General features: G+C 45.7%; 30 protein-coding genes. All 30 read left to right on the top strand.

Annotated elements, in window-relative coordinates; all coding sequences use genetic code 11:
* Window positions 1-183 precede the first annotated feature (183 nt).
* The 30 genes from EXT48_RS12100 (at window position 184) to EXT48_RS11955 (ending at window position 23,608) form a co-directional block, all read left to right on the top strand.
* Window positions 184-729, top strand: a complete 546-nt coding sequence (locus EXT48_RS12100) for a phage tail protein (RefSeq protein WP_019647288.1) — start codon at window positions 184-186, stop codon at window positions 727-729.
* 9 nt (window positions 730-738) lie between these two features.
* On the top strand, window positions 739-1,515 hold the full coding sequence (locus EXT48_RS12095; protein WP_130164610.1) for a phage tail protein: 777 nt from the start codon (window positions 739-741) through the stop codon (window positions 1,513-1,515).
* 10 nt (window positions 1,516-1,525) lie between these two features.
* Window positions 1,526-1,840 (top strand): hypothetical protein, encoded by a 315-nt coding sequence (locus tag EXT48_RS12090; RefSeq protein ID WP_130164609.1) that lies wholly within the window; start codon window positions 1,526-1,528, stop codon window positions 1,838-1,840.
* Between the two features lie 128 nt (window positions 1,841-1,968).
* Window positions 1,969-2,739: a hypothetical protein gene (locus EXT48_RS12085; RefSeq protein ID WP_130164608.1), complete on the top strand. Its 771-nt coding sequence runs from the start codon at window positions 1,969-1,971 to the stop codon at window positions 2,737-2,739.
* An 11-nt stretch (window positions 2,740-2,750) separates the two neighbouring features.
* A complete protein-coding gene (locus EXT48_RS12080) occupies window positions 2,751-3,215 on the top strand; it encodes a hypothetical protein (RefSeq protein ID WP_039496121.1) in 465 nt (154 codons plus the stop codon).
* A gap of 59 nt (window positions 3,216-3,274) precedes the next feature.
* Window positions 3,275-4,231, top strand: coding sequence for a baseplate J/gp47 family protein (locus tag EXT48_RS12075; protein ID WP_130164607.1), 957 nt, complete (start codon window positions 3,275-3,277; stop codon window positions 4,229-4,231).
* Window positions 4,212-4,958, top strand: coding sequence for a phage tail protein I (locus EXT48_RS12070; protein WP_130164606.1), 747 nt, complete (start codon window positions 4,212-4,214; stop codon window positions 4,956-4,958). Before EXT48_RS12075 ends, EXT48_RS12070 begins: the two co-directional genes overlap by 20 nt.
* Window positions 4,959-5,025: 67 nt before the next feature.
* On the top strand, window positions 5,026-5,562 hold the full coding sequence (locus EXT48_RS12065; protein WP_069020287.1) for a phage tail protein: 537 nt from the start codon (window positions 5,026-5,028) through the stop codon (window positions 5,560-5,562).
* 1 nt (window position 5,563) lies between these two features.
* Complete coding sequence (locus EXT48_RS12060) at window positions 5,564-6,322, top strand: hypothetical protein (RefSeq protein WP_130164605.1); 759 nt, start codon at window positions 5,564-5,566, stop codon at window positions 6,320-6,322.
* A 2-nt stretch (window positions 6,323-6,324) separates the two neighbouring features.
* Window positions 6,325-6,693 carry a hypothetical protein gene (locus tag EXT48_RS12055; protein ID WP_130164604.1) on the top strand — a complete coding sequence of 123 codons (369 nt, stop codon included), beginning with the start codon at window positions 6,325-6,327 and terminating at the stop codon, window positions 6,691-6,693.
* Between the two features lie 8 nt (window positions 6,694-6,701).
* Window positions 6,702-7,544, top strand: coding sequence for a baseplate J/gp47 family protein (locus EXT48_RS12050; protein ID WP_130164603.1), 843 nt, complete (start codon window positions 6,702-6,704; stop codon window positions 7,542-7,544).
* 1 nt (window position 7,545) lies between these two features.
* Window positions 7,546-8,451 (top strand): phage tail protein, encoded by a 906-nt coding sequence (locus tag EXT48_RS12045; RefSeq protein ID WP_130164602.1) that lies wholly within the window; start codon window positions 7,546-7,548, stop codon window positions 8,449-8,451.
* A gap of 26 nt (window positions 8,452-8,477) precedes the next feature.
* On the top strand, window positions 8,478-8,960 hold the full coding sequence (locus EXT48_RS12040) for a hypothetical protein (protein WP_130164601.1): 483 nt from the start codon (window positions 8,478-8,480) through the stop codon (window positions 8,958-8,960).
* A 10-nt stretch (window positions 8,961-8,970) separates the two neighbouring features.
* Complete coding sequence (locus EXT48_RS12035; protein ID WP_130164600.1) at window positions 8,971-10,935, top strand: DUF4815 domain-containing protein; 1,965 nt, start codon at window positions 8,971-8,973, stop codon at window positions 10,933-10,935.
* Window positions 10,932-12,128, top strand: coding sequence for a hypothetical protein (locus EXT48_RS12030; RefSeq protein ID WP_130164599.1), 1,197 nt, complete (start codon window positions 10,932-10,934; stop codon window positions 12,126-12,128). Before EXT48_RS12035 ends, EXT48_RS12030 begins: the two co-directional genes overlap by 4 nt.
* Window positions 12,129-12,136: 8 nt before the next feature.
* Window positions 12,137-12,358, top strand: coding sequence for a hypothetical protein (locus EXT48_RS12025; protein WP_130164598.1), 222 nt, complete (start codon window positions 12,137-12,139; stop codon window positions 12,356-12,358).
* A 20-nt stretch (window positions 12,359-12,378) separates the two neighbouring features.
* The gene (locus EXT48_RS12020) at window positions 12,379-13,860 is read left to right on the top strand and encodes a hypothetical protein (protein ID WP_130164597.1); all 1,482 of its coding nucleotides are present in this window, start codon (window positions 12,379-12,381) and stop codon (window positions 13,858-13,860) included.
* Window positions 13,861-13,869: 9 nt separating this feature from the next.
* Window positions 13,870-14,289 (top strand): hypothetical protein, encoded by a 420-nt coding sequence (locus tag EXT48_RS12015; protein WP_130164596.1) that lies wholly within the window; start codon window positions 13,870-13,872, stop codon window positions 14,287-14,289.
* Window positions 14,290-14,538: 249 nt separating this feature from the next.
* Window positions 14,539-15,936, top strand: a complete 1,398-nt coding sequence (locus tag EXT48_RS12010) for a hypothetical protein (RefSeq protein WP_130164595.1) — start codon at window positions 14,539-14,541, stop codon at window positions 15,934-15,936.
* Window positions 15,937-16,090: 154 nt separating this feature from the next.
* A complete protein-coding gene (locus EXT48_RS12005) occupies window positions 16,091-16,999 on the top strand; it encodes a baseplate J/gp47 family protein (RefSeq protein WP_240703381.1) in 909 nt (302 codons plus the stop codon).
* Window positions 16,992-18,101 (top strand): phage tail protein I, encoded by a 1,110-nt coding sequence (locus EXT48_RS12000; RefSeq protein WP_130164594.1) that lies wholly within the window; start codon window positions 16,992-16,994, stop codon window positions 18,099-18,101. The genes EXT48_RS12005 and EXT48_RS12000 overlap by 8 nt, the downstream gene beginning before the upstream one ends.
* Window positions 18,101-18,853, top strand: coding sequence for a phage tail protein (locus EXT48_RS11995; RefSeq protein ID WP_130164593.1), 753 nt, complete (start codon window positions 18,101-18,103; stop codon window positions 18,851-18,853). The genes EXT48_RS12000 and EXT48_RS11995 overlap by 1 nt, the downstream gene beginning before the upstream one ends.
* A gap of 9 nt (window positions 18,854-18,862) precedes the next feature.
* A complete protein-coding gene (locus tag EXT48_RS11990; protein ID WP_130164592.1) occupies window positions 18,863-19,540 on the top strand; it encodes a hypothetical protein in 678 nt (225 codons plus the stop codon).
* 2 nt (window positions 19,541-19,542) lie between these two features.
* The gene (locus EXT48_RS11985) at window positions 19,543-19,758 is read left to right on the top strand and encodes a tail fiber assembly protein (RefSeq protein ID WP_130164591.1); all 216 of its coding nucleotides are present in this window, start codon (window positions 19,543-19,545) and stop codon (window positions 19,756-19,758) included.
* Between the two features lie 78 nt (window positions 19,759-19,836).
* A complete protein-coding gene (locus EXT48_RS11980; RefSeq protein WP_130164590.1) occupies window positions 19,837-20,415 on the top strand; it encodes a hypothetical protein in 579 nt (192 codons plus the stop codon).
* Window positions 20,412-21,149, top strand: coding sequence for a phage baseplate assembly protein V (locus EXT48_RS11975; RefSeq protein WP_130164589.1), 738 nt, complete (start codon window positions 20,412-20,414; stop codon window positions 21,147-21,149). The genes EXT48_RS11980 and EXT48_RS11975 overlap by 4 nt, the downstream gene beginning before the upstream one ends.
* A 6-nt stretch (window positions 21,150-21,155) precedes the next feature.
* Window positions 21,156-21,458 carry a PAAR domain-containing protein gene (locus EXT48_RS11970; RefSeq protein WP_052258317.1) on the top strand — a complete coding sequence of 101 codons (303 nt, stop codon included), beginning with the start codon at window positions 21,156-21,158 and terminating at the stop codon, window positions 21,456-21,458.
* 6 nt (window positions 21,459-21,464) lie between these two features.
* A complete protein-coding gene (locus tag EXT48_RS11965; RefSeq protein WP_017218947.1) occupies window positions 21,465-21,800 on the top strand; it encodes a GPW/gp25 family protein in 336 nt (111 codons plus the stop codon).
* 135 nt (window positions 21,801-21,935) lie between these two features.
* Entirely contained in the window at window positions 21,936-23,099 is a 1,164-nt protein-coding gene (locus EXT48_RS11960; protein WP_045988655.1) for a phage tail sheath subtilisin-like domain-containing protein, read from the top strand.
* Window positions 23,099-23,608, top strand: coding sequence for a phage major tail tube protein (locus tag EXT48_RS11955; RefSeq protein ID WP_010378397.1), 510 nt, complete (start codon window positions 23,099-23,101; stop codon window positions 23,606-23,608). Before EXT48_RS11960 ends, EXT48_RS11955 begins: the two co-directional genes overlap by 1 nt.
* Window positions 23,609-23,610: the final 2 nt, after the last annotated feature.

Genomic DNA, 23,610 nt, shown 5'->3' with positions numbered 1-23,610 from the left:
CCGCTATTGGAATAGCGAATATAAACACTTCAAATGATGTCATCAGCGTTTACCCAGCGGTAGTACCTATTGGTATAAAACCCATTGCTGTCATTTCATATCAATGTGCTTAATAAATCAGCTTATTAAATGAGTTGTGTATTGATGCGGGTTGATATCACTCAACAAAAGGAGACAGGTGCTGTGAGCACGATTTTACGGCCGACCATCACCACCGCGGGTTTGGAAGCAGTATTTAACGCCCAAAAAAATGGCTTTCAAGCGAAGATCAGCAAGGTAGGGCTTGGCACTGGTAATTATACGCCAGATCAAGGCCGCCGCCAGCTACAACAAGAAGTCCACCGCATTATGGTGGCAAGTGGCGAAGATAAGGGGAATGCCCAAATCCATATGAGTGTGATTGATGATACCGATCACAACTTTTGGGTCAATGAAGTGGGCTTTTATATCGAAAGCGAAGCAAATGGCCAAACACAAGAGGTGCTATTTGCGGTGTATTCTTCACCAGATAGACCTATTGCTTATAAATCGGCGGAAGTCGATTTACTTCTTGCTTTTGATTTGGTGCTAACGGGCGTGCCTGCCGACGCCGTTACCATCGTCGATAACGGCGTTAATCTAAATATTCTTATCGCCCCTGAACTTGCCAAGCTAGGCGCTGCGCAAATTAACAATATGACTCGTCATCTTAAACAGAAGTTTGAGTTGATGGACAAAGGAATTTTATAGGAGCAACTCATGGCATTAGAACAAGATATTGCTAATCTCATCCAGTCTACCGATGCCTTAACAGCGGTGGTGGATAACAAGGCGCAGCAGCTCGATAACCAAATGGCTGCCTTTGACACGCGTATTGCGAAAAAAGAGCAAGATGTCGACAAATTTATTCAAGAGGCGATGCCAGAAACACGCTATGTTCAGGATATTTTTATCGGGGGTTCAAAGGATTATTTTTATCCGGTGTGGTGGCGTTTTCCCAGCAACTCTGCAGGCACGAGTAAGTTAACAGTAGCACGGCACTATTCTCGAAATAGTGACACTCGACCTCTAGATCCGAACCGACCTCACCAAGCAGCGCTTCTGCTAGAACTGGAAGGTAATGCCCAACCTTGGGATGGTGATGCTAATTTCATGCATATTAAGCGTTTTCATGAGCGTTACCATCCAACGGTTAGTCACCTTAGTTTCGCTGCGCACTGTAAATCTGAAAAAGTAGACGCAACATTAGATAGTTATGGTGGAGGCGCCGATGGAAGTGTGGGACCGTGGTGCAGAACATATAGTGGTCTGTATCTAAGGGGCGGAGGCTTAAGCTATCGTATAATTAAAAACTGGAACGGTGATGTCAAATACCATGATGGTGCTGATATGAATAGAAGAAACATCTACGAAACAACCCGTGACACATGGTCTGTTCGTTGGTACGCAGAGCCAATTCCATTTGCCGAGCGTTTAGCACCAACACTAAGCTCAATCCCTTACGCAAACCATCCATATACACCACCAACAGCTTAAAGGAGTCACAATGGAAATTAAAACCTTAAAAATCGGTGATGATGAACTTATCAATGTACCGGCAGATGAAAAAACACTGGCAGATTTGGGTGTCGCCAGTGCTGATATTCCAAGCATTCTAGCTGAGGCAAAGCAGGCTCAGCTTGCAGCGCAATGTATGCACGCTAGAAGTTTTGCTTACCAGAGCGAGTCAGATGGTCTTGCCTTCGATTACTTAGCGGCAATGGCCGAATTTGGTGAAACGAGTGAAGCCGTTCAAGCGGCAAAAACTGCGTGGCTGCAAGCGCGAAGCACCATTAAAAATCGTTATCCAAAACCGCAATAACACCAATCTACAACGACTTTAGGCTATTAAGCCCACCATTCGGTGGGCTTTTTTTGTGCCTGATTTACCGCTGGGATAATACTCGGCATTCCTTTTTACAAATTGTATTAACCATATGGAGAAAAAATATGGCATTAGAACAAGATATTGCCAAATTGATTGAGGCGTCAAACGACCTCACCGCAACCGTCGATAATAAAATTCAAGATATTACGGCGACTTTAGCTAGCAGCGTTGTTGATGCAAAAAATAAAGTCAACGCGGAGTTAGGCAAAATAGATCAAAGGTTTGACTCTGCCCGCAAAAAGCAGTCGCATTTTCGCGTGACTAAAAACCAAGCATTAATTCCCAATGAGGCAGGCACTTTTCCACACTCTTGGAGTGGTGGCTATGTAAAAGAAGCAAGACTTTTAGAAACAGTTACAACTGGAGTCGAAACAGACCAAAGAACACCGCTCGCAAGAGAGTTTTTACGAGCAATTAATTCCGACACCAAATACTTTGCAGGTAAATTTAATATTTGGGAGCTGGAATATTACCCAAACCGCCGGGGCGATAGTGCACATCTAGTTGCTTATTTAATGTACCAGTACTTTAGAGCACCAACTTTGGTCACTGTCGCGGCTATCGTAAAACATATTCGTGGAGTACTACCCAATGGGTTTTGGTGTGAGGGTTTAGAGGCAAATCAAGAAGCGAAGCTTTGTGGTAAAACCACTTATTTCGGTCGAAATAAATATAGCCACTGTCACCCTTATGTTCATGGTGAAGGTAAACCTGAAGATGAAACTGGCGTGATTCAAATTGCCCTTCCTGCAGTTGTGACAGGAGAAGTACCTTTGGATGACTGGGGACAATTCGCCTATTTAGGTGACGCTACACAAAATGCTTACGACTAAGGAGAATAAAAATGGCAAAACTAATAGTAAATAACCAAATTGTTGACAAGTTCTACGACGCCAATACCCCACATTTTGTAACGCAGGAGTTTGTTGAAGATACATTTGGAGTGGGAACAACATTCACACTAGAGCTAAGCGCAGTTGAGACAGCACTACAGAGCAAGCAGTCTGCGCGTGAGCAAATTGCTCAACAAGTTGCAGACACAGACACATTGCTCGGTACAACGGCAGATACGGCACAATTACTGCTGAAAGAGCTGAGCAGTTTGGTTACTTCACTTAGCACCGCGCAATCACTGGATGACGTTAGAGCTTCTGTGAGTGGACTTAAAGATAAGATTGGCCATATCCACGCTGATGTGCAATCGGGAAGCTTAACTTTTCCGTACCAAGTGAAAGGCGAAGCTCAGGTGATGCACGAAATCGCCGAGCGTGCAAATGGTGTCAGCCAAGCACTGCAAAGCAACGTTTAAACATACCTACCACAAGCACCCAGTCATTTTTGATTGGGTGCCTTACATCAGGCCCCATTATGTCTTTAACTAACTTCAGTGCGGTCAGTCTTAGTCAATTACCCGCATCCGATTTACTTGAACCCGTTGAGTTTAAAACGCTTTATAACGAACTAAAGCAAGCCGTAGAACACGCCTGCCCAGAACTTTCTGAGCTACTACCCAGCGACCCCATCGTCAAGCTGATGGAAGTCTTTGCTTATCGAGAGTTGCTATTACGTCAACAAATTAATGAAGGCGCGCAACAGGTGTTGCTGGCAAAAGCCACGAGTAGTGAACTCGATTATTTGGGGAATCGTTTTGCGGTGATACGAGAAGCTGGGGAGAGTGACGAGCGCTTTCGAGCGCGTATTCAATTGGCACTAGAAGGGTTTAGTACGGCAGGGCCAATTGGTGCTTATTGTTTTCACACGCTTAAAGCCTTACCTCAAGTTAAGGATGTTTTTGTTGAGTCTCCCGAATTTGAGCTGCTTCAGGCCGAGCCGCCATTATCAGACTTAGTACCAGAGCATACGAAATTGCTGCATTGTAGCCATGCCGCTAGGCTGCTAGATGCCGCACCGGGGGATGTTGCGATAACGGTGCTGACAGATAGAGGCAATGGTATACCAAATCAAGACGAAATCACAGCAATTACAGAGCATTTGTTTCAAGAAGACATTAGGCCTCTGACGGATAGGCCACGAGTACTCTCAGCTGAGGTAAAAGAATTTACCCTCCTCGCCACGCTTTATTTATATCCAGGCCCCGATGAGGAAAAAGTGAGATCTACGGTAGAGCAAAGCGTGCAGCAATGGTTAAAAACACATCATAAACTTAATCATGATATTCGTTTGTCTGGGCTTTACAGTGCGCTACACCAAGCAGGTGTGCAACGCGTTGAGCTGCTCTCACCCACCGCCGACATTATCAATACCCCTTGGCAGGCTGCGTTTTGTACACAAGTGGAGATAAACATTGCAGGAAGAGATATTTAATACACTATTACCGCACGCAAGCACTAAGCTAGAGCATTCGTTGGCGAAGGCGCTAAGTAAAGTTTCCGCGACACCTGTTCCACTTGGTAGCCTTTGGGATCCCTGGCGATGTCCCGAGCATTTTTTACCTTGGCTTGCGGATGCACTTAGTGTGGACTTTTGGGATAGTGCTTGGCCAGTTGAAGTGAAGCGCAAGATTATAGCGAATAGCGTGCCCGATCATCGAATAAAAGGGACGGTTAGTGCGATAAAAAGCGCGCTATCCACTCTAGCCGCAAAAGTTGAGCTTAAAGAGTGGTGGCAACAAGAAAATCCTCACGCGTTTACGCCGCATTCTGCACAGATCATTGCGTTGGCCGCTCAGAACCTAGACCCAGCAGGCAGCACGCTACTGACTCCTAAGTTGCAGGCACAACTTTGGCAAGCTGTGGTGATGACAAAACCATGCCGTAGCCAAATTAGTTTGCGTGTAGGCGTACAGCAAAGTGCAAGCTTATCGCTCAATACCGTCAGCCAGTCTGCGAGCCTCCAGCGAACATGGATGCCTCAACAAACAGATAATGTTGCAAATTTAAGCCAGTCGTATCTTGCTGGTACTTCTGTTTTGCAAGGTGTGGGCAAAATATCCGGTGAAGTGCGCTCTGATCTCAAAAGTGCTTCCAATCTTTATGTTCACGCAGCGCCCTTTGCTATCCAAATCCAGCGACAGTCGTTTTATTGCTATTAATACCTAAACACGCTCAAGCTGCTGCAAAAACAAACTTGAAGATTAACAGACTCTAAAGGAATGACTCATGGAACAATTTACGCCGCTTATTACGCAGGCGGGATTAAACGCGGCCGTTAATGCCAAAGCCAATGGTTTTACCATTGATATTAGCGCGATTGCGGTAGGTACTTCTGGCTATACGCCGTCTCGTAGCCAAACTAGGCTGCGAGGTGAAAAAAATCGCGTGGCGATTGCCGGCGGGCAAGTTGTTGGTGACGGGCAATTTCATATTACCGGACATTTTATTGACGATGCTGAGTATGCGGTGCGCGAAGTGGGTTTTTATCTTGCAGATGGCACTTTGTTTGCCGTTTGGTCGCACCCGCAAAATGTACTTTTTTATCAAACTCCCATTGCACAAATTGTACAAGGGTTTGATCTACTGTTAAGTGCTGCACCCGTAGATGCTATCACGATTAATACCACAGGCGATTTAACGCTTTTCTATGCCGGTGAATTTCTCGACATGCTGGTAGCACAAACCCAACAACTGAGTGCGCAAATTCAAGCGAATCACCGACAAATTCAATTCAACAACAGACTACTACAGCTAGGAGTGTAATATGGCGGATTATCAGCCAATGACATTAGAGCAGCGCATCGCCGCACTGCAAGCCGAGAACGGCAAACTAATCGATTCAAATAATGCCCTAACCCAAACCGTGATCGGCAAAATGGGGGAGATTAATCATGCGCTGCGTGATGCGCAGCAAGATATTAGCGAAGCGATTACTTTGGCGGGGTCAAAAACAGATCAAGCGATCCTTAATTTTGCAGATAGCCATTCTGATATAAAAGTGAGTTATTATGATCAAGTTGCTCATTCAAAGGCTTCACTTGGGGTAGTTGCCGATCCAGAAGATGAATCTTGCTCTGAGTGGGTATTAGTGCCAACGACGAGCATTGGTTACCATATTTATCCGACTGTAGGTGCACTTACTAAAATTCATTTAGTTCATGGGTACTCATATTCGCCCGGGTACAGTGAAACGCCACAGTATGAGCGCGACTGGAGTGTAACCTATATGCAATTTGTTTTTGCGAACTCAGCGGCGACGAGTGCAGAGATCAATGAGCAACTGAATGCAAATAGTGTGAGTGTTAGAAACTTTGGAGGCTGGTGGAATGGTGCATCGACAGGCTCAATTCCTGTATTAAAGTTCTCTCAACATCATCCATACTCGAGATTATTTGTGCGATTTATTAACCGTACTTATGCCCCTGCTGCAACTTCAAAGCCACCACAAAATATCGTTGAATTTGGTGGTAATGCCACTTTTGCTGTTGACCGTGTTATTAACTATCCAAGAATCGAGGTGTAATTATGCAAGAACAAACTCCTTCACAACAAGACCATTTAGCGACACTCGCGTACCTAGACAAGCAAGTAAAGCGCGGGCAAATATGCCGAGAGGTGGCGGATGTAGAATCTATTCTTGGGACTACTGCGGATGCAGGTCACCTACTATTAGTTGAGTTTATTAAACTGCTTGATGGTCTCAGCAAAGCAACAACACTTGCCGAGATGCGCGCAGCGGCATTACAGGGGCGTGACAGCTTAGGCACATTAACCACAAAAGTGTTGAATAATGAGATTCAGTTTCCCTATCAAGGTAAAGGCACTGAAAATGTTTACCAAGAAATTGAATCTCGCGCCACTGGTGTTGCAAGCATTTTAACTTCCTCAGAATAAGGCACTCTATGGCAAATCAATCAATCGATCTTTCCACTTTGCCAGCGCCAAATATCCTTGAACCACTTGATTTCGAAAGCCTGTTCCAAGCACGTAAACAACGTTTTATCGAACTTGCACCTGAATATGCCGAAGCGTTAGCGCTCGAAAGCTCGCCGCTTGCGATTTGTTTGCAAGTTGAAAGCTATCGCGAGCTGTTATTACGACAGCGCGTCAATGAAGCCGCGGCGGCTAATTTGTTAGCCACCAGCCAAGGCGCCGATCTTGAACATCTTGGCGCGTTTTATGGGGTGGCTCGGTTGCCCGATGAGCATGACGAAACCCTACGAATGCGTATTCGCAACAGCACCATAGCGTCCAGTACGGCAGGTAGTGCGGCGCATTATCGTCACCAAGCCATTGAAGCTGCACCGGGATTAATCAAGGATGTGTCGGTGCAAAGCCCAGGGGATGGGCTGGTGGTGGTAACGGTACTGGCAAAGTTTGACACTGATGCAGAACAGGTTTTAGCACAAGTTAAAGAGAGGCTATTTGACGACTCGGTGAAAATGCTAACGGACACGTTAGAGGTCAAGCTTGCACAGCCCATTTGGGTAGATGTTGAAGCTGAGCTTTATCTCAATACTCATGCTTCTGAACTTATTATCAATAAGCTGGAGCAAACGTTGCAAGACAACTGGCTCAACATCACGACACTTGGCTGGGATTTAACGCCAAGCTGGCTGCATGCACAATTACATAGTACGGGAATTAGGCATATCGAACTGCTCGCTCCTACACAGTTAATTGATGTGGCAGCCAATCAGTACGTTATGCCCAAGTCAATCTCGCTGACATTAAAGCGAGGCTAAGATGACGTTATTACCCCCTAATCACACTTTGCTGCAACAGCGATTGCAGCAAAGTGTTGCCGTGAGTGACGATATTCATTCGGGTATCTCGAGGTTATCTGGGTTTAAGGCCGAACCGCACGACAACTTGTTGATGTGGCTCGTTTGGGAGTATGGCTTAGAAGCTATTTTGCCCTACAGCCAAGACCTTCGCGAAACCATCAAGGAAGGTCTGGTTTGGCAGCGACTTCGCGGTACACCAAAAAGTGTAGATATCGCACTCAATTGGCTCAACTTTGACGAGGCTGAGCTTGAGGTTGATAAACCCGGGCGTCACTTTTATCGCTATCAATTGGCATCTGGCAAAATTCCAGGGAACAAGGCGCTTAAAGATATACATCAGCTGCTTGGACTATCTGCCCCAGTAAGAGCCAAACTTTCACGTATTTATCATGGTTATGATGTGCGTGAACTGAAGTTGTCTCAAAGTGGTTTTGGAGCGCTTCTATCTGATGTTTCTGGCGTACCATTTCATGATGGCGATAACACGCTATGCAAAGTCAGCTTTGGTCGCTGCCACCAGCAAGGTGTGAGTCATAACGTGACGAATGCCGCTGCACACCTCAGTAGAACACATAGTCAGCGCAGTCATTATCTCACCACAAAACGCTTGAGTGAATACAAGCTCAGCGACAAAGAGCCTTCACAACTGCCTGTGAGCTCAGCCCGAATTAGGCTGCTTTCACAGCATCGGGTGTGGTCAACACGCTCGTGGCAGGGTGAGTGGCAACAGCGCTGGGGGATACTTGATGCAGTTGGAGGAGTGCCGTGTAGAGTCAGCTTAAAACATAGCCAAGTAACTTCACCGGCAAATGCGATCCTTCGAGCGGCTGGAAGCTTTAAAGTTTCTATTATTTACCGAAGATAAAACAATCAAATTAAAAGGAGCAGTCCTTGGCCACTTTAACACTTCAAGGCCGAAAGGCGCTTGCACGGCTAATGCAGCAGCAGGCTATTTATTTGGCGTGGGGAAACGGCGCATCAAGTTGGGATAATACTTTGCCGCCAACCCCTACCAATACTACACAACTCACCAATCTCATTGGTTATCGCAAGGCAAAGCAAATTCGCTTTTGTGAGCCGGATGAACAAGGCGAAATTCAGGTACCAACCGGAAAGTTCCGCTTAAGCGATACCGCCAGCCAACATCTATATTGCCAATTCACCTACGACTTCGAAGATGGCTTAGGTGAGCATATTCGCGAGCTTGGCTTAATGCTTGGTACGACACCGAAAACGGGCATTCCAGCTGGAAAATATTACCTCTTACCAGACGAGGTTGTAGAGGCTGGTGAGCTTATTTTGCTTGAGCATCGCACGGCACTATTTCGTGATCAAGGGGTACGCGAAACGTTTGAGTTTGTGATCAGTTTTTAAGAAGAAAGCAATGATAAAAGATTATTACCAGCAGTTTGATCCTGCAAAGCAATACAGTCAGCTATTGTTTCGAGCGAGTAAAGGGTTGCAAAGTCGTGAACTTAACGACCTGCAACTGCAGTCTCAGCACCATGTAAAAGGCATCGCTGATGTATTGTTGAAAGATGGGGATGTGGTTAAGGGGGGTGAGGTGGTTATTGACCAAGCTCATGCCGTTGCAACCATTGGCGCATCCTCAGTATATCTGCAAGGTGCGGTACATGATGTCGACACCAAACAGTTAGCGATTGCGCTAAATAAACTCGAAATTGTCGGAGTGTGGTTAGCAAAGGAAGTGGTGACAGAGCTTGAAGATTCAACACTTAGAGATCCAGCCATTGGCGCACACAATTTTGACGAAGCGGGTGCCGCGCGACTGAAAATCTCGGGCCGTTGGGGGCTGAGCGACAGCCTTGACTATCCCAATAGCGACTTTTTTCCCGTTTACCAAATCGATCATGGCACGCTTATCGTTAAGCAGCCGCCACCACAACTAGACTCAATTACCAGCGCACTTGCGCGTTACGACCGCGAGTCAAACGGTGGGAGTTATGTGGTGAGCGGGCTCAATGTTAGCTATCGAGAGAGCACGGCAAGCCACCAGCACTTTAATGTGCAAGAGGGAAAAGCGCATATCAATGGCTATGAAATAGCGTTTAACACCGCACTGCCTGTTACGCTGCCAAACGACCCTGATGTACGTGAGGTGATCAATGAGCCGAGCCGATTTAGCGCCAATACTCAAGGCGCTATGCGAATTGATTTAGACTTTGCACCGGTGCAGCGCATTGATCAGGTGACTGCTGAGGTGAAAAAGCGTACCTCTCTGACTCGAGGCCACGCGCAAACCGGCCAAAATACCGATCCCTTTGATGATGACTCTGTGATTGAAATTTTGCAGATCTCGCAAGGTGGCATTGAATATCAGCAAGGTATCGACTTTATCTTTACCCGTAATCATATTAGCTGGCGTGATGGTGGCAATAAGCCGGCATCAGGCACGTCGTATGACGTGGTTTATACTTATCGCCGACTTATTGAAGTTGATGCCGACGAAACCGGATTTTGGCTCGAGCAACAGTTAAACGAGGCTGAAGAAATGCTCGAAAATGGCCTTGTGGTCGTCGATTATCATTGGTTTATGCCACGTATCGACCTGCTTGTGCTTACCCCCAATGGTCATGTTGAGCGGATCAAAGGTGCACCGGACAGAATCAACCCGCAAGCGCCTTTAGTGCCTCATCAACATCTGGGGCTTGCCCAAGTGCAGCAACACTGGGGGAGTGCGCCACCGCATATCCAAAATATTGCGATTGAAGCGGTACAAATGACAGATCTTGCGTTGATGCAACAGCAGATCTCAGATTTATACCAATTGTTGGCCATTGAACGCCTACGTAACGATACCAATGCCCAGTCACCTGCTAGCAAATACGGCGTGTTTGTTGACCCGTTTTTAGATGACGATATGCGCGATATTGGACTTGAACAAAGCGCTGCTATTGTGGATGGCGAACTTATGCTGCCAATGGCCGCAGAAATAACTCAATTGTCACAACCACAAGTCCAAACATTACCGTACGAACTCGAAGACGTCTTAGTACAAGAAAGCCGTACTAGGGAGATGAAAATTAATCCTTATATGGCATTTGAACCACTGCCTGCGGATGTCACGTTAACCCCAAGTGTTGATCATTGGACACAAACCCAGACTCAGTGGACAAGCCCTATTACTCGCCGCTTAACCCATGGTAGTGGGCGCGTGCGCCGTGTTGTTGAACATACTACAACAGAGCGAGTTGGTGTGCGCCGTCAGCAAGCCGAATTCTTGCGCACTCGTTGGGTCAACTTTGCTATTTCTGGGTTTGATTCAGGTGAGCAATTGGACTCACTATTATTCGATGGCATTGAAATTATTTCAGAGGTGCAAGCATGATCCAAGCAAATACACGCGGTGAATTAGCAGGTCGATTTAAAGTGCCAAATAATGTTCCCGCTGGAACTAAATTGGTGCGATTTATTGGTAAGCAAGGCTCTTCAGGAAGCGCTAGTTATACTGGTAGTGGCGTGATTGAAGTGGAAACATTGAGGCGTGTAAATAACATTATTACTCAGCGTTTTGATCCACTCGCACAAACCTTTATTTTGGAGCAATCGCGATTTATTGCCGGTGTTGAATTATGGTTTACCGCCAAGGGACAGGAGGCGGTTGAAGTACAAATTCGAGAAGTTGTACAAGGTATTCCTACGCAAACTGTGCTGGCAAGTAGCAAAATAAGCAGCGATGAGATAAAGCTAAATGACCAATCGACACTGTTTACCTTTACTCCAACCTTTTTAAATGCCGATCAGGAATATGCGTTGGTTGTGTTAACTGATGGGGCCGAGCACAGTGTTGCTATTGCAGAGCTCGGTAAGCTTGATCAGGCGCACAACTGGGTTACCTCTCAGCCGTATCAAGTAGGGGTGTTGTTATCATCAAGCAACGCTAGCACCTGGACGCCACATCAGGATAAAGATCTCACATTTAGGTTAAAAGCCGCCAAATTCACAGAGCAAAGTAGGCGGATTGAACTCGGCGAGGTAGAGGTTGAACAAGTAACGGATTTAATGCTCTTAGCTGTAGTCCAGCGCCCAAGTGCAGATACCCAAGTTACCTTTGAACTCACGTATCCTACTGGCAATAAAGAAAAAGTACTAAGCGTTCAAGAGTGGCAACCAAGCACGCTTGGGGAAACCATAACAGGCAAGGTGAAGGTCGCTGCTGTATTGACGGGAACACCAAGCTTAACGCCAGTACTTTTTGCGGGCAGCCAGTGCGTTCATGGGCAAGTCGCGCAAACCGGAGACTATATTTCTCGTGAGCTGCGCAGCCGTTTAGGCGGTGATTTAACGGTAAGCTTTGAAGCGAATATTCAAAGCCACTCAGAAGTACAAGCTTTGATGCAAAAAGGGGATGTTTGGCTACCGCTTGCACTAGATAGCAGTTCAGTGCTGAACGATGGTTGGCAGCAGTTCAACTACACCTTTAACGGTGTTGATACCGCCACGACACGCGTAAAATTAGTACTGAAGGGGACACCTGCTCAGCGCCCTAGAGTACGAAATCTTCGTACATTTACCTTGTAGGAGAAATTGTGGACATCAACCAATTTACTCCATTTCAGCATTATCCACTCCCTCACCCAGATAATCTACTTGAACAAGACGTACAGCGATTGATCAATGCGCTTAAGGCAATTGATGCAGATATCCACCAGCAGCAATTGGCACATCAACAAGCTCAAGTAGATATCGACAAGCGCTTCAGACGGCTTCGGCTCAATCAAGTGTTGGGTGAAACCCTGCTACCAATTTAAAGGATTTATAAGAGGAAATTATGGCAACAATTCAACAAGCCGTTCAGGTAATGGTCGACAAACTGGTCGCTGATATGAACGGCAGCACTCCGCTGAGTGCAGAGGAGCAAACCTTAGTCACGAATGCAATTGCACGGCTCACAGATAACGCTAAGCTTGAACAAGCCGTTGTGGCCGTTGCACAGGAACATTTGGATGACTCAACCCAGCTATTGCAACAGGTTGCAACTTCAGCGATCAACAATATTGATTCTGCTAAAGCTGATTTAACCGCGTCGACCGCTGAGCTGGTTACCAGGGCTGCAAAACTAGCGCTACTGGATCAAATAGGTCCATTGACGCAACAAATTAATGAAGTGGTCGCGAACAACACTGCAGCAACACCAAAAACCTTATTCGCGATAAAAAATATTGATACGGCGAATAATAATGTCAATTTCCGCCGCTCCACATCGGTTTTGGCTATCTATAATAGTGATGGTACTTCCTATCTCACTCGACCAAGTTATACCGCAAATGCCGCAACGGACACATGCCGGTTAGATCATCTGAAAATTAGCCAAGATGGCACGTCATCCACCGTACTAAAATCAAGCTTTGTCCATAATAATGCCTTTGAGCAAAACCCTGCGACTAAGGTATATCAACACGGCTCTAGTGCTATCGTGCCGTTGGGTTTAAAAGCACAACCTAATGATGTTAGTTTTGAAATCGTATATAGCACCCAAGAGTCTCTGTCAGCGAATGCGACAGAGTATGGTGGTATCTTCGTTTTAGGGCAGGGATTTACCTCGCGAACTTTGCCCAAGCAAAACCTAAATGCTCAAGATAAATTTGGTATTTCAACACGGTCTAGCTACAGCTATAACGAGGTAGCTGTGTTGTATAACAACCAAAAGCACTGCTTAGTGGTTATCGACTCGGGTACTAACTTGGTTGTGGAAAAGTATCGTGATGGCAATCACATTACCAACATCGCCATTGCGAATGAAGCTGAATATCAGAATTATGTGGATAGCGGTGACTTTACAACGATGGTATTTATCGCAAATACCTTAGCGCAGCCACATGGGATAAATCGCTATAACCACAGTGAAGCGGCGATGTCGAGCTATTCATATAATTACTACGGTTACTTTGGTCTACTTGGCAGTGAACTCAAAATGGCGGGTGATAAATTCAACGCACATTATCTCTTCACTGAAGAGCAGAAGCTTCAGCCTATCAATTATATTTTTACCAGTAATAGTGAGCCATACCGTACACAAAGTTCAAATGGTACAGAGAATAGTGAAGGTGAAGTGAATGTGGTCATGGAAACACTAGATGGCGAGTTACTGAGTTCGTATTGCTATCGTTCTAAGGCCGATAGCGTAGGGTATGATGGAGGCATAATGGCAACAGCCATTCAAGCGATGAATCCATACTCACATATCGGTGTTATTAATGAGCACTACCTATACAACCAGTATGGCCTTGCTAGAACCTGTCGCGCGATTTAAGGAGTGAAAATGAATATTTATTACGACGATAAAAAAGGGATGTCTATTGCGGGTAACTTTTGGTTGGTACACCCGCAAACGGGTGAGCAATGGAGTAAAGAGTCGGTAGCACAGTTTATTGCTGAGACTCAGTTAGAGACTGAAGAAAACTCTGAAGTTGAGTATTTAAAACAGCAAGTTATAACGCGCATTAAGCAACTCGCTTATAGCAAATTGCAATCGGAGCAGTGGCGAGTAGAGCGCGCAAAAGAGCGTGAGTTGAGTGAGAGGTTGAACGGAAATGAAGAAGGTGCAGCAACAGAGCGTGCAAACCTACTCGCCATTTTGCAGCAAAGAGAAGTGGTGCGTGAAAAAAGCGGTGAGTTAGAAGCCGAGGTGCTTAGCCTTACCTCTCAAGCTGAATTACTAGAGTTTGTGATTGCGTTCTAATAATTTCACAGTAGGTCAGGATTGACCTGTTTTGCCCCCTAAAACTCAGTAAAATATACCTATGCTTGAGAAAGTTAACAAGCACACAGGTTTCCAATCTCCAAGGCCCACAAGCAAGTGTTTGCTGTGGGCTTTTTTATTTGGTGAGGGCTATTACTGTCAAGGTAAGAACTCTTAGCCTGAGTCCTAGTCAATTGGGAATTTCTAAACAATACACAAGTAATGCAAAAGTTAATTTAAGGATTGAATATGAAAGAAGACAGAACCTTTATAGCTGAGAGCAAAGCTAAAGCTAACCCTGAAACATTTGGTGTTAAGTATGGGATAGATATGAGCAGGGTAGATCAGGAAAACAACCTAAAGTTCCTGAATGAATGTCTTGCACAATGTGGAGAAATTGAAATAACTGGCGATATCGAAATATATGGCAGTGCAAAGGTGAGATCTGGACATCGTATTTCTGGCCAATCAAGATCAACATGTAGCATTAGGGGTAAACACCCTACGGCACCGACGATTATTGATAACACAATAGATAAGACCCCGACTCAGAATAATAACTCTCGAGATGTTGTAATTCGCCACCTCAAGGTTGAGTCTGAACATTCTCACTGCTTTCACGTGACGCCCTATCAATGGACTTGGGACTCTTGTCGCTTCTCTTGCGCTAAGTCTGCTATTAAGTTTTATGATGGCGGCTATCAAGTTGAGAACTATATTATCAACAATTACTTTATCCACTGCGGTCGGGGTATAGATTCATTTCTTGAAAAGAACGCAAGTGGTGATTACATCCAAAGAACGTTTAAAGCGACAGATCAATATGTTTTAAATAACGTTTTCTTTCGTGCGGGTGAAATTGACTCCGCTATCAAGATGTTCATCCCGTCAGGTTCTCGGTTTGATGGTAACCATTATTATGGAGGTGCGGCAGCTGAGTTTGTTTACTTTAGCGGTGGCTCTAATGTCAGGGTGTCGAACGAGTACTTTGAGAATATGAAAAACGCGAGAATGAGAATTAACTTTGGTGCACCTCATTCAGAGTATAATATTGTTGGTTGTTCCTTCTTTGGCGGAGATGGCTCTCAGCGAGACCATAATGGGAATCAAAGTCACTTGGTTACTTTGTCTTTTAATCCAGACAACTACTGTTCTGCGACCTTTGTCGGAAACTCATTCTCAGGAGCAAGTAGTAAAATCCCAGTTTTTGGTTTACTAAATGGACGTTATAGTAACTTAGGTGGAGCCAATGTTCAGTTTGATAAGTCCAACTTGATAAACTCACCTAATTACTCCAAGGCTGTAGCGCTCGATACAGGTGACAACGAAACGAGGAACGTCATCCAGTCTAATCATCCAAACTTTATTATTATGTTATCAGATGGAACGACAGACTTTACCAAAGGAGATGGAAGTGAATATATCTTCACATACTCAGGTGTGGCTGAAAAGGAAGTAAAATTGCCTGCGAGTCCTAGATGGAGTAAAAATAAACCTCTCACTATTCGAAATATGTCAAGTACAACGACTTTGAAGTTGACTCAAGGCAGGGTTTTTGGAATGAAAGAGATCCCGACTGGTTGTTCAGCGAGTATTATGCAAAAACCAGATGAACCAAATTCATATTTATGTGTCAAGTTAAGTTAATTCTTAGGTGAGTCACCTTCTGGCAAGCAGGTCAGGATTGACCTGTTTTACTCCCTAAAAATCAGTAAGATAGACCTATGCTTGAGAAAGTTAACAAGCACACAGGTTTCCAATCTCCAAGGCCCACAAGCAAGTGTTTGCTGTGGGTTTTTTTATGGCGCAAAGCGAGGAGGTGATGATGGCATTTGAGCGGTTGGACTTATCGCAGTTGCCCATTCCTAAAGTATTAAAACCCTTAAACTTTGAGCAGCGTCTAGACGCATTAAAGCAAGCATTGCTGCAAAAGGATAGCGCACTCCAAGAGGTAGTAAACTTGGAAAGTGAACCTCTTACTAAACTGTTAGAAGTCATGGCATATCAAGGACTGACTCAGCAAAGCATGCTAAATGATGCAATAGAAGCGAACTTGCTCGCGAGTGCTTCAGGGAGTGATTTAGACGCAATCGCAGCGAGGTTTAATGTTGCAAGGCTTGGGAATGAGGATGATGAGCGTTTAAGAGCGAGAACGCAACTGGCGTTTGATGGACTGAATACCGCAGGGAGCGCGGCCTCTTATCGCTTTCATGCATTGTCGGTGAGTAATGAGATTTGCGATGTGCAAGTTCATAGTCCGAGGCCATGTGAAATAGAACTAACCGCCTTGAGTCGAATAGGGAAAGGTACACTAAGCGCGGAGCTGCTGAATAAATTACATGTCGCCTTTACCCCTGAATCGTCAACTCAGCCTGAAGTCTCCAAAGTGAGACCGCTTGGCGATAGAGTCACAATCAAGCAGCCACAGATATTGACGTTTAACATTGATGCGGAACTTGAGATTTTACCTGGCCCGTCGCCTGAGGTGATTGTGGACAGTGCCTCAGCCGCGCTCGACGCTTACTTAACTGAAAGACGTCAGCTTGGTCGGCAGATCACGCGAGCGGGCATTAGCAATGCTCTGTTTTTATCCGGTGTTGAAAACATTAGGTTGGAGTCGCCAAGTGAAGACATTATACCTCTAGATATTGAGGTGGCGTATTGTCAGCAAATGGATTTGCGAGTAAAGGTGAGGGGGCAGGATGACTAAGCTTTTACCTCATAATGCGTCAACGCTGGAGCAGTGGTTAGCAGAGCTGCAAGCCAAGCCTCGAACTATCCGAGCAGGCTTATTAGCGGCCTTAAAACTTGAGCAGCGCAGCGATGATGAACTAGTGGAAATTGCGCGTTATCTATCTTTGACGGAGGTCGGCTGCCTTGATTTACGCAGCGCACTTAAACGCTTATCAAGCAATAGGTTGCTGCCAATTATTTATTCTCAAGTATTCTTCCCAAGAGATGCACTTGAGCGGCTAGCGATAAGTGTCGGACTAAGTGGGCTCTCCCTGAAGGATGATGAAGCAAGAACCCAATTGCGTGATGCTTGTGTACTGAACGATACTCGGCTGCTCTTAACGAGTCTTTGGCAACCAGAGCTTTGCCCCGAGCCTTTATTGCCTTTTTTGGCGTGGAACTACTCAGTGGATGAGTGGGATGAACATTGGCCTGTGGCGATTAAACGTCAGGTCATTACTGATGCGTTTACGGTTCATCAGTGTAAGGGAACCCCATTTGCGCTACAAAAAGCGCTCGATAGTCTCAATATTGAAACCGAGATCAAGGAATGGTGGCAGCAGGAAGATGGTTTGCCTGGCACTGTGCAGATCTGGGCGCTTATTAATCAGAATTTGGACGACCAACAACAAGGATTGTTGACCTCCCAGATGCTCAAACGTATTCGCCGTGTGGTAAACGCAGTGAAGCGCGGTGCTATCCATGTTGATTTACAATTGGGTATTGCGCTTAAAGAGCAAATTGGTGTGGCAGGTCTTGGCAAAGCGCCTTTGGGTCTGAGTAATACCCAAGTGTTGGGGTTAGGGGTAAAACCTGAGCAAGGTAAAGCCGCACTAGGGGCATGTGGCCATATAAATCACTATGGCTATCAAATGTTAAATACCGAAGGCGCAGGCGTTTTACCTAGTGAAACGCAAGCGAGCTTAGGTCTCTTTGCGATAGCAAAACAGCTCAATGCACAAATGCATACCAGCCAAGGAATGGGCATTCATCCTGATGAGTTAATGCAAGGAGTGGTACTCGCCAGTGGTATGCACCGACTTCAATATCAACATTATCATTTACAAGGAGCGACTTAATGTCTGCACTAACGCTGCAGTTTACCCATGCGGGACTTGATGCCCTACTCAGCGCTCAAGCGCGAGGCTTTAAGGGGCAAATCAGCCATATGGCGTTTGGCGATGCCGCTTATACGCCATCACAAAATCAAACTGAGCTACGCAGCCTTAAAGAGCGTGTAGCTATTGCCGACAGCGACTATCAAGACGGTGAAAGTACGAGTCTTAAAATTGCAGGCAAATTCGACGCACCACTTGAATATGCCATCAGAGAGATTGGCGTTTATTTAGATAGCGGCGAAGTAGACGCAAATGGTGAGCCGGCGCTGATTTTGCTGGGAGTTTACTCAAAAGCCAACACCACACTTGGCTACCGCACACCTGACGTCAAAGTACTACAGTGGTTAACGTTAAGTTTGGCACAACTGCCTAGTGAGAGTATCGAGGTAAAGCTGGGGGTCGATAATCTTAATCTGATTGTTGACAAAGAGCTGGCCGAAATGACACTTACGCAGCTAGATACGATGCATCGGCAAATCAAGCAAGAATTTCGTTTGCAACAACAGGAAACAGCGCTAAGTGAGCTGAAACAATTGCTCACCAGTGAAGTGACACGATTAGATACAACACATGCCGCTCGGCTAGATAATCGCGTAGCAGCATTCCATGACTTATTTAACGCAGAACTTGCCAACATGACGACAGTACAGCTAGACACCATGAACCGCCAAACCAATCAAGAAATTAGATTAACCAATCTTGAGCATCAATAAGGAAACACTATGTCAAATGACAATTTAACTATGACGGAGCGCCTGAGCCAGGTTGCCACACGTGCCAATGCACTGTGCCAAACTGTTGAAGATCAGGTTGGAATTATTCAAAGTACTTTATCGGAAACGGTGACAGATGTTAAAAGCCAAACTTCTCAAGCCATTAACACGGCACAGACGCAGTTTTCAGAATTTAGAGAAAACGCAGATGATAGGTTTAGCAAGCGTCTAGAAGGCGATTCATCGAAAGAAATCATTGATCTCAAACACCTAGATGAAAACACATTTTATGCTCTTAGCTTTCATCACCCAAAAATGCTTGATGTACGCCTAGAAAGGTACGTTCATTTAGATGGGGACAGTAAGGGGTTATTAGAGTTTCAAGTTCAGCTACAGAATTGGTCAAGCGGTGGAGATTTCCACTTTGCGATTCAAAAGGCGCACGCATTCTCAGTTCATCCTTTTGTTGCGAAAGTGCTAGGCGCGTCTACACCTTATACGTCTTCTATTTGGTTGCGAGGAGGTTATTCGTATCTACTCTATACCTCTGGTCGATATTCTAAGCGATCAATAATCGAAGCCGAAACACAAGTTGTCGAAAAAATTGGTGACACAAATTATTACCTACCGCCGATAACTGAAGTGCATAACAGCGTTGTTCCTAATAGATATATTCGAGGTAATTAATTATGGAAAATGAACTATTTACACAAAAGCAATGGAATGAAATCAGAGATATTCGAAACCGACTACTCGTTGAAACAGATTGGACGCAAGTATCAGATTCTCCACTTAGTGAAAGCAAACGTGCAGAGTTCAACGATTATCGAACACAATTAAGAAATTTGCCTAACCAGTCTGAATCTCCGGAGCAAGTGGTTTGGCCGGCAAAACCTGAACTCTAAAATCTCTAACCTTCTTTCGGGCGTTTCGTCCATCTTCGGCTTTTTAATCTAGCCAATTTATAATGTGAGAGCACAACTATGCATCGACAAACCTTGATAGCTAAGGTGTTGGCGTGCCTGAGTGCCGGTCTGTCTGAGCTTGCTCAAGTTGATTTACTAAAAGCAAGCCAGCCACAACCGGATTTAACAGAGCGTGCACAGCTTATCCTAATCCCAATCGCTGAGCGACAAGCCAGTGAACTGCAAGCGAAAGGCGCCGACAAAGGCGTGACTTATGGGCCTGCGTACAATAAAAACCTGAGCCCAAATGCACTCGACAGACGAGTGATGACGTTGCAGCTTGAACTGGCGCTTGAAGAGGCTGATACCTCGGCGTTGATAGCGCGGTTGGATAACTTGGTCAGTGCCGCTGAGGCTTCGATTATAAAGGACGAAACGCCCGTCCCTTGGCAACACTTTATTTGCGAAAAAAGCAGTTTTAGTTATAGCAACCAAGTCAATTCAATGCTCGCTAAGGCGACGCTGACTTGGCAATTTTATTACCAAGTTGAGTATCCCGAGGAGGCTGGTGTTGAGGTGACAGAAGTGTACCTTGGTCCGCATGGTGGCGAGCATCGCTTAATTTACAAAACCCCAGAAGAAGGACCGATAGCGTGATAGCCAATCAACATTTTTCAGACTTAGCCATGTCCGACTTACAGCAGCGTCTTACTAAGCTAATTAGCCTAGGAACGGTGCATGAAGTGGACTACGAGACGGCGACCGTCAAGGTCAAAATGGGTGATTGGATCACGGCAAAGTTACCTTGGCTAACGGCGCAAGCTGCTCATGATATGACTTGGCAAGCACCTGAAGTTGGTGAGCAAGTGATGGTGTTATCTCCCTGTGGAGATACTTCCCAGGGAGTGGTACTTGGTAGCTTGTATTCCAGCTCGCAACCACATCATCATCAAGATCATGTTCTTGGTGCTGGTGAGGCATATGAGCAGGTGTCTGACAGGGAAGCTGTGAGTCGCACTAAGTATAAGGATGGTGCGATGGTGGAATACGACCGAGAGCAGCACATTTACCATTTGTACGTGCCTAACACCAGTGGCAACGAGGTAGCGCAAATTAAAGTGCACTCGGCGCGAGATATACACATTGAGTGTGGTAACGATGCCACGGTGATCGTTGGCAATGATGCTAACGTGCAGGTTGCAAACAATCTAACAGCGCAAATTGGTAATGATGCGGTGGTAAATGCTGATAACAATATCAGTGTGGCAGCAGCGAATGAGTTATCGCTTGAGGGCAGCAGCATAACAATGAGCTCAATCTCAGGGAATATTGAAATAGCGGCCAGCGCGACGCTGAAATTAAACGGCGCAAACATCAGTGCACAGGAGTGATTGGATATGCCAGTGATAGCAGTGGATGGCGATATGACAAATGTTCACGCGCAATTTGTACCAGGGACGGCCAGTGCCACACAGTCGAGTTTTACCGTCGCAGGTAAGCCAGTACTTAGGGTTGGAGATCCCATCAGTGACCATGTATTTTCACCCGATCCAAAAGTAAAACACGTTGGCGTCACGATAGCTGCCGGTGCTGGTAGCTTCACCATTGCAGGAAAAGCGGTCGCGAGGATCAGTGATGCAGCCAGTTGTGGTGGCAAGCTCGCGGTTGCGGGCGTCGCGTCATTTAGTGTAGGAGGGTAACTCAGCATGATAGGAATGAATGCCAAAACGGGCAAGCCACTCGGTGGTGTTGAGCATCTAAAACAGAGTATTCGCGATATTGTGACCACACCGCTTGGGAGTAGAGTGATGCGACGCGATTATGGCTGCGGTTTATATGAGCTTGTAGATAGGCCTTTTTCTCACTCTCTGGTAGGGGATATCACTATGACCATCGCCAATGCACTGGAGAAGTGGGAACCACGCTTTCAACTTGATGGTGTTGCGGTACATCCAGCAGGAGAGGGCAAGTTGTCTATCGAAATAAAAGGATTGTATTTAATCAACGGGGAGCCTGTCACCATCGAGGGTATTCAAATCTAAGTCATTTTTTATTCACCTTATCCGTAAAGTATAAGGTCAACAAACTCTAATTTATATGAAGTTATTAGGGCCATACAAGGCAGCTTGTATGGCCTTTTTTATTCTCTAACTGACATGTCTTTAAAGGAGATAACTATGTCAAAATTTCTACACGGTGTAGAAGTCATTGAGGCGCAATCCGGCACGCGTCCAATCAAAACAGTAAAAAGCTCAGTAATTGGTGTGATTGGTACTGCACCTAGTGCAGATCCAGAAAAGTTTCCACTTAACACACCTGTATTGGTTGCTGGTAAACGTGCTGAAGCTGCACCGTTGGGTACAGAAGGAACACTGCCTGCGGCAATGGACGGTATTTTTGACCAAGCTGGTGCGGTAGTCGTTGTGGTTCGTGTCGATGGTGCTGATGAAGCGGCAATCATGTCAAACATGGTTGGCGGTGTGGCAGCAGACGGTTCTTATGAAGGTGTACAAGCTTTCCTTGGTGCTGAGTCTGTACTTGGCGTAACACCACGTATTCTTGTGGCGCCAGGTTATGCACATCAACGCCCTGAAGGTAATCGTAACCCAGTTATTACAGAACTTGTGAACGTGGCTGAGCGTCTTCGTGCGGTTATCATCGCAGATGGTCCAAACACCAACGATGAGGATGCAAAAACATATCGTGCAGACTTTGGTTCGCGTCGTGTATTCGTTGTTGACCCTCATGTCAAAGTATTCCGCGATGGCAAAACAGAAGTTGAACCTGCAAGTGCACGTGTTGCGGGCATGATTGCTAAGTCGGACAACGACCGAGGCTTTTGGTGGAGCCCAAGTAATACCAATATGAACGGTATTGTGGCAACTGCACGTCCGATCGACTTCCAGCTGGGCGATGCTAACGCACGTGCGAATATGCTGAACGAAAAAGAAGTGTCGACCATTATTCGTCAAAATGGCTTTAAGTTGTGGGGTAACCGTACTTGTTCTGACGACCCTAAATGGGCATTTCTGTCAGTGGTACGTACCGCAGATATGATCAACGACTCACTACTGCGTGCGCACATGTGGGCGGTTGACCGCAATATCACCAAAACTTACATCGAAGATGTTACGCAAAGTGTGCAGTCATACCTAGATAGCTTAAAAGCACAAGGTGCAATTCTTGGCGGTCAAATTTGGGCTGATGAAGAGTTAAACACACCGGCCAATATTCAAGCGGGTAAAGTGTATTTTAGCTTTGACTTCACGCCGCCAACACCGGCTGAGCACATCACCTTCAAGAGTATTCTAACTAACAACTACCTAGAGGAAATCGTATAATGGCAATCTCTCCAAAAATTCTTAAAAAATTCAAGCTGTTTGTAGACGGTAAAGGCTATCTAGGTATCGCTGATGAAATCCAGCTACCAAAAGTAACCGTAAAAACTCGCGAAGTGACGTCGGGTTTCCAAGCGCCGGTTGAGCTTGATGTTGGCCAACTTGAAAAGCTAGAAGGCACAATCACGTTACTTGAATACAACGCTGACATGATGAAGCTACTTGGCGATTGGAGCGGTGCAACAACGCCGTTAACGGCTCGTGGTGCTATCCAAGCGCAAGGCGAAGCGCCAGTACCAGTGGTGGTAACGCTTGAAGGCTTCTTCAAAGAAGTGGATATGGGCAGCTGGAAAGATGGCGAGGAAGCTAAGCTTACGCTGCAATATGCAATTCAGAAGTACAAGCTACAGATCGGTCAAGATGTGATTTACGAAATTGATCTATACAACGACGTTCGTACCGTTAATGGTAAGGACCAAATGGCAGCACTTCGCGCAGCAATCGGAGCTTAATC

It is taken from the genome of Pseudoalteromonas sp. CO348 (assembly GCF_004208845.1).
In the GTDB taxonomy this organism is placed as follows: Bacteria; Pseudomonadota; Gammaproteobacteria; order Enterobacterales; family Alteromonadaceae; genus Pseudoalteromonas; species Pseudoalteromonas maricaloris.
This window is presented reverse-complemented; position numbering and strand designations above follow the sequence as displayed.